The sequence below is a fragment of the Nostoc sp. genome (assembly GCF_036917375.1).
In the GTDB taxonomy this organism is placed as follows: domain Bacteria; phylum Cyanobacteriota; class Cyanobacteriia; order Cyanobacteriales; family Nostocaceae; genus Nostoc.
Map to the genome: position 1 here is coordinate 87,642 of NZ_JBALDN010000089.1, position 9,903 is coordinate 97,544.

Sequence of the window (9,903 nt, forward strand, 5' to 3'; positions counted from 1 at the left end):
CACCACACACTAAATGTTTAGAAATCTTGCAAGAGATATTTAGCAATACAAATAATATTTGCCAAGATTTAGAAATAATTCTCAAAAAACACTTTCAGACTAAAGTATTGTGTTGGAGTTAACATTTAAACTACTGAAACAAGATCCGGAATACAACTATCAGATTCTTCCTCTGCTGCCGATGTCTCAAATGCTTCTCAATACTTATCGCTTTGTGCATTTTTAATTCGGAATCGGATTTTGGGAAAAGGGGAAGGGTTAAAGGTTTCTTCTCTCCTCTTTTCCCAAAACCCAAGAAGTATTGCAATGCTTCCTCTACTTACACAGCGATAGAATATTTTTCTCTTAAGGACTTCTAGTTAAACAAATATCCCGTCGTAGGGGCGCAAGGCCTTGCGTCCCTATAAATTTATAAATAATTTGGGATAATTTATTTTTTACAAGTCCCTTACCTTCCCCTATCAAAAATCTATCTCTACCTCACTGCCTTTATCCTTCAACAGTTAGAAGCAATGAATTTTGCTCCATGCAAAGCTATGAAGGCAAGTTCTCATATTGTGGCAAAAGGATAAATTTGTGGATATTAGCAGACGAAATTTACTGAAGGTAGTTTCTGCTTCTGGTTTAGGTGGAGCCGGGGTATTTGCTTTACAAGGTTTAACCAAGCAGGTTTTAGCGCAAAATCAGTCTACCCCACTCCAGAGTAAAAAAGGGGAAATGCTCTACAGGCAACTAGGACGCACCAAAGAACAAATATCTGTAATTGGTCTAGGTGGTCATCATATTGGTAGACCAAAAGATGAACAAGAGGGTATTAATCTGATCCGTACTGCTCTCGATCGCGGGATCAATTTTATGGATAATAGCTGGGATTACCATAATGGAGGTAGCGAAATTCGCATGGGTAAAGCTCTCCAAAATGGCTATCGTCAAAAAGCTTTTCTGATGACTAAAATCGACGGTCGCACAAAGGCGGCTGCTGCTAAACAAATTGATGAATCTTTAAAACGTTTGCAAACAGATCATATTGATTTGTTGCAGCATCATGAAGTCATTCGCATGGAAGACCCAGACCGGATTTTTGCCCCTGGTGGTGCGATGGAAGCAGTTGTGGAAGCACAAAAAGCTGGCAAGATTCGCTACATAGGCTTTACTGGACACAAAGACCCTTTAGTACACCTGAGAATGTTGGAAGTTGCCAATCAAAACAACTTCCGTTTTGATGCAGTGCAGATGCCGTTAAATGTTATGGATGCCCATTTCCGCAGTTTTGAGAGGCAAGTTTTACCCAGACTGGTTCAAGACGGAATTGCTGTACTGGGGATGAAATCAATGGGCGACCAAAACATTCTCAAAAGCAATGTGGTCAAACCGATTGAATGTCTGCATTACGCAATGAATCTGCCAACTTCAACGGTGATTACAGGCATTGAAAGTATGCCCATCTTAAACCAGGCTTTCGAGGCAGTACGTACTTTTAAACCCATGAGTCAGGAACAAGTTAGAGCATTACTGAATCGGACTCGCCAAGCTGCTCTCAAAGGTCAGTATGAACTGTTTAAAACTACTAACCAATTTGATAGTACAGCCAAAAATCCTGAGTGGTTAGGATAAATTTTAGCTAGGGCGTGTTTTCAAACTAAGGTTTACAGCAAACAACCGTATATCTTGCTGTGGACACAAAACTAGTAGAGTGGCTGCAAAGTCCAGAACTGAGCGATCACGAGTTGGAAGTGTTGCACCTGATGGAAGTACTCAAAAAATGTCATCATAGTTAAAGTGAAAACATTCTGGAGACAAGACAACGGTTTACGCACGCCCTTTAGCACGGTTAATTGAACAATTGCAACGCCTACCGGGAGTTGGCCCCAAAAGTGCCCAACGACTGGCTTTGCATATTTTGAAGCGACCAGAAGCAGAAGTAGAAGCTTTGGCGCAAGCTTTAGTTGAGGCAAAAAAACAGATCGGCTTGTGTTCTGTTTGCTTTCACTTATCTGCTGAACCTGTTTGTGAAATTTGCCGCAATGCCAACCGTGACAATAACACTATCTGTGTGGTTGCAGATCCTCGCGATGTGATTGCGCTGGAAAAAACCCGCGAATACAAAGGCAAGTATCACGTTTTGGGCGGGGTGATTTCGCCAATTGATGGAATTGGCCCAGATCAGTTAAATATACTAGCTTTGCAGCGCCGAGTGAGTCAGCAAAAACCTCAAGAAGTAATTCTGGCAATTAGTCCGAGTGTAGAAGGGGAAACCACAACCCTATACATCGGTCAGCTATTGAAACCATTTACCAAAGTGACGCGAATTGCTTTTGGTTTACCTGTAGGTGGTGATTTGGAGTACGCAGATGAAGTTACTTTGGCGAGGGCGTTGGAAGGCCGTCGAGAGTTAGATTAAATTTTGTTGATTTTGCTGGTTAATCATCTCGACTATTGACTGTACATAACATCCGATCGCAAGACGTACTTCCGCCCCTGGATAATAGTAGCGCCCTCATGTACTAGCTCGTGGACAAAACACAAAGCCATACCTGTTACTGGAAGCACAGCTAGATTAGATAAATCTATGTAGTATTCAGGAAGATAAAAGCGGGTTTCGCCGCCTTCAAACCCTTCATTCAGATAAATCATGAAAGTCAACAAACTTTCCTCACCGTTAGTTCGTCGATAAGGACCATCATGGTGAGGTGCAAACCTCTGACCTGGATCGTAGCGATAGAAACGAAAACGCTCATTCAGCCCAACTGGATGCCATCTACCAATGGTCTTGGGGATATAATTTGACACACGCTGCCATAAATCAAAAGCACGCTCCCGGTCATCTAGAATAACGCGCTGATTATTGCGGATGTCGGGACGCATTTGAAAACCTCGGTGGGTAGTAATAGGAGCATCTGTATAGCCAATACTTTCTGTTAAAGTAATATACTCAGCACATTCTGCTGGCGAAAGAATATTTTCCAGCGTGAAAATTTGGTTGCGAAGCAAATCTTTCTTGGTCATGGTTAAGCTGATTGAGATTTAAGCCTGATGATAGTGTATTCCTTATAACTCAATACGGTTCAGTTGAGCCTAAAGTCTAATGAACAGAAATAGAGTTTTAGCGATGATTTTGCCCTAGCAAATCTGCAATTGAGGTGAGTAATTCAGTTGGTTGTACTGGTTTGGCAATGTGTTTCTGAAAACCAGCTGCTAAAACTCGCTCGCGATCGCTTTCTCCAGCATAGGCGGTAAGAGCGATCGCCGGAATTTCCCCGCCCTCCTCTTTGGGCATGGCTCTAAGCATCTTAATCAAGCTGTAGCCATCCATTTCTGGCATTCCTAAATCACTGATTAATAAATTAGGTACAGTCTGTGCTATAATTCTAAGCGCCTCTTTTACCGATGCTGCGGCAGCGATCGACGCCCCATTCTGTTGTAGCAAGAAGTGCAGAAACTCCCGTGTGTCAACATCATCATCGACAATTAATACCCGTAGTCCGCGCAGAAGTGACGAGTTAAATTTCTCCCCTACTCCCCCTGCTTCCCCTGCACCCTCAGTTTCCTTCATCAAAGGCAGTCTGACAGTAAAAACTGCTCCCTGTCCAATTCCTGGACTGGCTGCTTTTACAGTCCCACCATGCAACTCTACTAAGTGACGAACTATGGCCAATCCCAGTCCCAGTCCGCCGAATGTCCTGGTTGTACTGCTATCCGCTTGACGAAAATATTCAAATACGTGGGGTAGAAACTCAGGGGAAATACCTTGACCTGTATCTTTAACTTGAATTAGTGCTGAGGGGGAAGTTAATTCACGACTCAATGATAAGCTGACTTCGACTGAACCACGAGAGGGAGTAAACTTGACTGCGTTCGAGAGTAAATTCCCTACAACTTGCTGTAAGCGATTATAATCGCCTGAAACTTTACCAACATTGCGGTCAACCTGTACCTTAATCTGGATGGATTTAGTTTCGGCAATTAACCGGACTGTTTCCAATGCAGCATCAATTACAGCTACTAGGTTAACAGTGGCAAAAGTCAGGTTCAACTTACCGCGAATAATTCGGGAGACATCCAGCAACTCATCAATTAATTGAATCTGCAATTGAGCATTTCTTTCGATGGTTTCTAAAGCACGACTTGTAGTCACTTCATCAAATTTGCGGCTTTTGAGTAGCGATGACCACCCTAAAATCGGGTTGAGGGGCGATCGCAATTCGTGAGAGAGAATCGCGAGAAACTCATCTTTATTCCGGTTTGCCTGTTTGAGTTCCTCTGCTTGTTGCCTGAGTGCCTTTTCTAATTGCTTTCTGGGGGTTAGGTCAAGAATAAAACAGATCCAAGACGCTGGATCTCGATCCACCAAAGCACCACCAATTAGTATGGGAATACGGGAACCATCCTTGCGGATGTATTCTTTTTCAAAGGGAGTAAATAGCCCAACCGTTAAAAGTTGTTCTATCCCCTGCCGATCGAGAGCGTGATATTCAGGTGGGGTGATATCTTGTCTGCGTATCTTACCCGCTAATAGTTCCTCTCGCGTATAACCCACCATTTCTAAAAAAGCCTCGTTCGCCTCAGTAATGTAATCGGGAGTAGCGAACATAATGCCAATAATGTTGGAATCAACTAACCGCCTTAATTGAGTTTCGCGCTGGCGCAAATCATTTTCTACCTGTTTGCGTTGGGTAATATCCTGGGTAGTACCCATCATCCGTACTGGTTTACCCTCGGCATCATAAAAGACGCGACCTTTAGCAGAAATCCAATGAATACTACCATCAGACCAAAGGATGCGGTATTCAATATCACAGTCAACTTTTTCTTCAAGAGAGCAGGCGATCGCTTGATGAATGCATTGGCGGTCTTCTGGATGTACGCAGTTGAGAAAAATCTCAAAGCTGATTTCGGCTTCTAGGGACACTCCAAACAGCTGCCGACATTTATCTGTCCAAATTACCTCGTTGGTGGTGATATTCCAAAACCACATACCCAGTTCAGCAGCATTAGTGGCCAACCGAATCCGTTCTTCACTTTCGCGCAGATTTGTTTCAATTTTTTGACGTTCCCATAGCGCAGCTTGCTGTTCGGTAATATCAGTACTCGCACCAACTACCCTAACTACCTGAGCATTTTCATCCCGAACTGCAAACCCCTGGTCTTCCACCCACAAATAGCGGCCATCCTGGTGACGCACGCGATACTCGATGCGATAACGGTTTCCATTGGCCATACTAGCCATGAATTGGTCGTTAACTCTTTGTTGGTCATCGGGATGGATGCGTTCTTGCCACCACTGGAAGGTAGGTTCCGTTTCTTGTTGTGTATAGCCAAAAACCTGGGTTAGACCTTGAGTTCTTTCCACAGTATTTCTGCCAATCTCCCAGTCATAGATTAGGCAATTAACCGCCGCCGCTGCTAGCTCAAACCTTTCATTACTTTGCCGCAAAGAAATTTCTATGTGTCGTCGCTCTGTAATATCAAAAGCAATCCCCAAAAGATATTGCGGCAATCCATCAGCAGTTCTGCTGTGCACAGTGTCATAGCTACAAAACCAGCGCCACTCTCCATTAGCGTGTCGAATTCGGTATTCAAAGCTGAGGACTTCACCCCGATCAGCAGAATTAAATTGTTCAAAATAGCTAGGAAGTCGAGCCAAATCTTCAGGGTGTAGAAGTTGAGTAAATAATTCCTTTCCCATCGCCTGGATTTCTGCTGGTGTGTAGCCCCAACCTCGAGCAATTTCGTAATTAACGTAAGCATTTCGCTGCTCAATTAGGTCATAAATGTAGATTATCCCTGGAAGAGTGCCAGCAATTTGTTGAAACAGACATTGACTATCCCACAATGCCTGAAATTCATCTGCATCAACTTGTTGAGTATTTTGTTCCCAACTACAGTCATCCTCGAACTGGGCGTGCTTAGATGCCGTAATATCTGAAAAAGTTGTCACGATCGCATACAGATTGCTTCCTTCAGTTTGAAACAGAGGTTGCGAGGACAACAACAGCCAGACTAGCTCACCATTTGGCTTATAAAAGCCGCACTCCACATTTAAGCAAGGTTTACCTGTATTTTGAGCAACGCTCGTAGGGTGGATTTTACTGAGTAAAGGAGAGCCATCTTCATGAATAAATTGCCACTTGGGATCGAGCAAATTTTGCCCCACAAGCTGTTGGGCGGTCAGTCCCAAAATGCGATCGCTAGCAACATTGCAAGCCTGGATAGTGCCATCAGGCAACTGAAGCACCATTCCTTCTTCTTGACTGGCGACTAGCGAAGAATTTACCTTTTTACTAACTTGCCGATGCAGCAGCTTGTGATTAACCAGCTGGTTGTGGAACTTTTCCGCGTCTGGCATTTTAAAAAGTTAAATAATTTTAAAGTTAATTTCAGATTGAGCGGCTCATATTTACATAAATTTTAAGGCAATTTGTTCAAATTTGAGGTAAAGGCTGCGATCGCTACTTCTATCACCGAAACAGTGCTGAGTGCTGAGTAACGAGTGCTGAGTAAAAAAAGTAATAATCGCACTCAGCATTCAGTACGAGCTAAACGCCCTGCTATCGCTAACAGCACTCAGCACTCTTAAATCTTATAGACTTAGGGAACTTACGCAGAAAATTAAACTCAGAACTCAGCACTACTTAAATCAGCACTTTTAAATCAACCCCCAACATGAATACCAGGTCGCATTTCGGGATTCTTTTCAGCCCGCCGCAGTACTTCGCGGGTAACTACAGCAATGTCACCTTCGCCAAACAAGATAAAACGCAATAGGTATTGTATGGGATTTCCCTCAACCCAACCGAAGTAAGCATGGGGAATCTTACCCGTTTGGTCGCGAATGTAAAGTAGTAAAGCTGCGATCGCATTCGGTACTGCTGCACTTTCAGCCCGGAGGATGCGATAATCACCAACTTGTACCCCTTTTACTACGATCACATCTGCAAATTCCGAAGCATCGGATACATGAATTTCTAAAAACAGAATTGGATCGTTGGCTGGAATATGGTTGTCTTCGCGTACCTCTTTCTCTTTCATAAAATACTCTAGGACATCACCCTTATTCAACCGATTTGCAATCAGTCGTATTGTTCCCCGGCTATCTTCGGCAAAGAATTGGCTAGCAAGTTCGTCAACTTCAATCCGCTCTGCTCGCAGTTCTGTTGAACGCCAAACACGAGAAACCAGCGAGGTAAAAATGATCGCACCGATGAAAAACCCAGCAATCCTAATCCCTTCTGGTCTTTCAATGATATTGACAATGGTGGTATATAAAAATAACAGTGTAATGATGCCAAAAACGAGTCTGGCCCGCTTCTGTTTGTGACGGTGGGCTGATAAGGTGACGGCAAAGGCGGCTGAGGTGATCAACACCAGCACGCCAGTTGCGTAAGCCCCACCTTGGGCTTCTACACTTGCTTTGAAGATAATTGTTACAACAAAAGCGATCGCTGTGTAGACTAACACCAAAGGTCGGGTTACTCGTGCCCAATTGGGTGCCATACCATAGCGCGGTAAGTAGCGAGGCACGATATTTAACAGCCCTGCCATTGCAGATGCACCTGCAAACCACAAAATAGAAATAGTACTTAAATCGTAAATTGTGCCAAAGCCATTGCCTAAATACAAATGTGCTAAATAAGCAAGGGCCCGTCCGTTGGCTTTGCCCCCCGATGCAAATTCTGCGGTTGGAATCAGTAGAGTGGTTATAAAGCTAGTGGTAAGCAAAAAGAAGCTCATTATCAGTGCAGCAGTGGTGAGCAGCTTGCGTGTATTCCGAATCCGCCCTTTGGGATGCTGAGGAGTGCTGGTACTGCTACCTTTAACCAGGGGCATAACGGTAACACCAGTCTCAAAACCTGATAATCCTAGCGCTAGTTTGGGGAAGATGAGGAGAGCGATGCCGATTAGGATCAAAGGATTGGAATGCCGTGCAAAAAGTGCAGTTTGCCAATTTGCGATCGCTTCTGTGTGAGTTAATATCTGATACACACCGACGCCAACGACAATAAAGTTTAACAGTAGATAAGCTCCCACCAAAACTACTGCAATCCCAATGGCTTCTCGGAAACCTCTCAGGAAGACTGCACCTAGTAATGTAACTAAAATCAGGGTAACTGCGATCGGCTGATTGTGAAGCCAAATTGGTGTTAGCGGATTTTCGATGATATGGGCTGTGGCATCAGCTGCTGACAAGGTAATGGTAATAATAAAGTCAGTTGCCACAAACCCAAGTAAGCACAGTACAAGTAATTTGCCTTGCCACCAGGGAAGTAAACGCTCTAACATTGCGATCGACCCTTCACCATGAGGGCTTTCGGCAGCAATGCGCCGATAGATTGGCAACGCTCCAAAGAGCGTCAGCAAAACCAGAACCAGGGTAGCTATAGGAGAAAGAGCGCCAGCCGCCAGTGCTGCAATCCCTGGTTGATAGCCAAGGGTCGAGAAATAATCTACACCAGTCAAGCACATCACCTGCCACCAAGAATGCTGTCGATGTGCTTCTTCCTTGCGGTAAGGCCCTTTTTTCTCTCGTCGGTCTTCTTCAAGCAACCAATGGATTAACTGGCTGCCGAGCCGTTTTGTTGAAACAATTGATTTAGCCATCAAATACCGTTATGTTGCAAAAGTCGGCTTTGTGATTTTTTGAAGCCTTCGTGGTTTATTAAAATTTTTAACTACAAAGGTATAGCACTATTATTGTATGTTAAGCATCCTGTCCGATTTACAAAATATATAGTAGCTGTTTGTAGTTGTTTAGCATATCAAGCTCGGTTGCAGCTTTTGGTATGGGAAGACTCAATACTGCATCCGTATATTTGGGGATTAAGGCTTTCGTATCCTTAGCACGTTCAAGCTCTATCAGTTAAAAAAACGGTGCTGCTAAACAAGGTATGTACGCAATTAACAAATCAGCCCTAAAACAAAAATCACTTTTAGTTATATGATGTTTGTGTAACTGACCATAAGATAATTAACCTGCTAATCTAGAACTATGTTTGTATAGCCGCTAATTTTAGTTTGATGGAATTATAGACATATAGTCGTAGACAATAATATATAAGACTCGTATTTGATTTTTGAAAAAACTCAGTGCACTTTTATTCCTTCTTCCCTGTTCCCCGTTGGCTGTTCCCTCCCTACGCAAATAATTTCTCCGAATCAAAGCAGATTCTTATATAAGCAATCTGTTAAATAGGTTCCCAGGATCGTGCGAACCCATCTGTACTAACTACACTAATTCAGATGTTTGACAATATCTGCAAATTCTTAGTTGAGAACTTCTCCAGTGACTTCGCTACATGGTTATTAGGCGAATCTATTAATTTAACAGAACTAAGTCCAAAAGAATTATCTCTCGAACCCATTCGGGCTGATGCTCTAATTCTTTTGCAGTCGGAGCAAAGCATATTGCATTTAGAATTTCAAACCCAAGTCGATCCGGAAATTCCTTTTCGGATGATTGACTATCGATTACGAGCATATCGCCGCTTTCCAGATAAAGCAATGCATCAAGTCGTAATTTACCTCAAGCAAACAAATTCAAATTTGGTGCAACAAAATACATTTACAATTGCTGGGACACGACATGAATTTGCAGTTATCAGACTTTGGGAACAACCAACTGAAGTATTTTTGAGAACACCTGGACTTTTACCTTTGGCAGTGTTAAGCAATACAATTGATCCAGAAGTTATACTTAACGAAGTGGCACGAGAAATTAACAGTATTACAGAATTAAGAACTCAAAGTAATATTGCTGCTTCTACAGCGATTTTAGCTGGTTTAGTATTAGATAAAGAGGTTATTAAAAGAGTTTGGTTCTTCAGTACTTGTTATGCTTAACTAATAGTTGGTATACCAATTTAACAAGCATCTAACTCGAAAATTTTCAAAATTTCTAAATCCATA

The 9,903-nt window shown here is 42.9% G+C and carries 5 protein-coding genes and 1 pseudogene; 3 read left to right on the plus strand and 3 right to left on the minus strand.

The annotated features are described in order from the left end of the window. Positions 1 to 576: 576 nt before the first annotated feature. Both V7K45_RS22940 and recR read left to right on the plus strand, forming a co-directional pair. Positions 577 to 1,614 (plus strand): aldo/keto reductase, encoded by a 1,038-nt coding sequence (locus V7K45_RS22940; RefSeq protein ID WP_335007278.1) that lies wholly within the window; start codon positions 577 to 579, stop codon positions 1,612 to 1,614. Positions 1,615 to 1,843: 229 nt separating this feature from the next. After that, positions 1,844 to 2,401: a recombination mediator RecR gene (gene recR, locus V7K45_RS22945; RefSeq protein WP_322638705.1), complete on the plus strand. Its 558-nt coding sequence runs from the start codon at positions 1,844 to 1,846 to the stop codon at positions 2,399 to 2,401. Positions 2,402 to 2,433: 32 nt separating this feature from the next. Here the strand turns inward: recR and V7K45_RS22950 are convergent, their stop codons facing one another. From V7K45_RS22950 to V7K45_RS22960, 3 genes are all read right to left on the minus strand, one after another. Further along, positions 2,434 to 3,006: a prolyl hydroxylase family protein gene (locus V7K45_RS22950; RefSeq protein WP_335007279.1), complete on the minus strand. Its 573-nt coding sequence runs from the start codon at positions 3,004 to 3,006 to the stop codon at positions 2,434 to 2,436. A gap of 97 nt (positions 3,007 to 3,103) precedes the next feature. Next, positions 3,104 to 6,346: a hybrid sensor histidine kinase/response regulator gene (locus tag V7K45_RS22955; protein ID WP_335007280.1), complete on the minus strand. Its 3,243-nt coding sequence runs from the start codon at positions 6,344 to 6,346 to the stop codon at positions 3,104 to 3,106. A 305-nt stretch (positions 6,347 to 6,651) separates the two neighbouring features. Next, positions 6,652 to 8,598 (minus strand): amino acid transporter, encoded by a 1,947-nt coding sequence (locus tag V7K45_RS22960; protein WP_335007281.1) that lies wholly within the window; start codon positions 8,596 to 8,598, stop codon positions 6,652 to 6,654. Positions 8,599 to 9,237: 639 nt separating this feature from the next. Between V7K45_RS22960 and V7K45_RS22965 the strand changes: the two are divergent. Then, positions 9,238 to 9,810, plus strand: a pseudogene (locus V7K45_RS22965) (Rpn family recombination-promoting nuclease/putative transposase); the annotation flags it as partial. Between the last annotated feature and the right edge of the window lie 93 nt (positions 9,811 to 9,903).

What these genes read in the sequence shown, in the direction of transcription:
- V7K45_RS22960 (WP_335007281.1), bottom strand. Translation starts at nt 8,598, where the DNA reads ATGGCTAAATCAATTGTTTCAACAAAACGGCTCGGCAGCCAGTTAATC.
- V7K45_RS22955 (WP_335007280.1), bottom strand. Translation starts at nt 6,346, where the DNA reads ATGCCAGACGCGGAAAAGTTCCACAACCAGCTGGTTAATCACAAGCTG.
- V7K45_RS22950 (WP_335007279.1), bottom strand. Translation starts at nt 3,006, where the DNA reads ATGACCAAGAAAGATTTGCTTCGCAACCAAATTTTCACGCTGGAAAAT.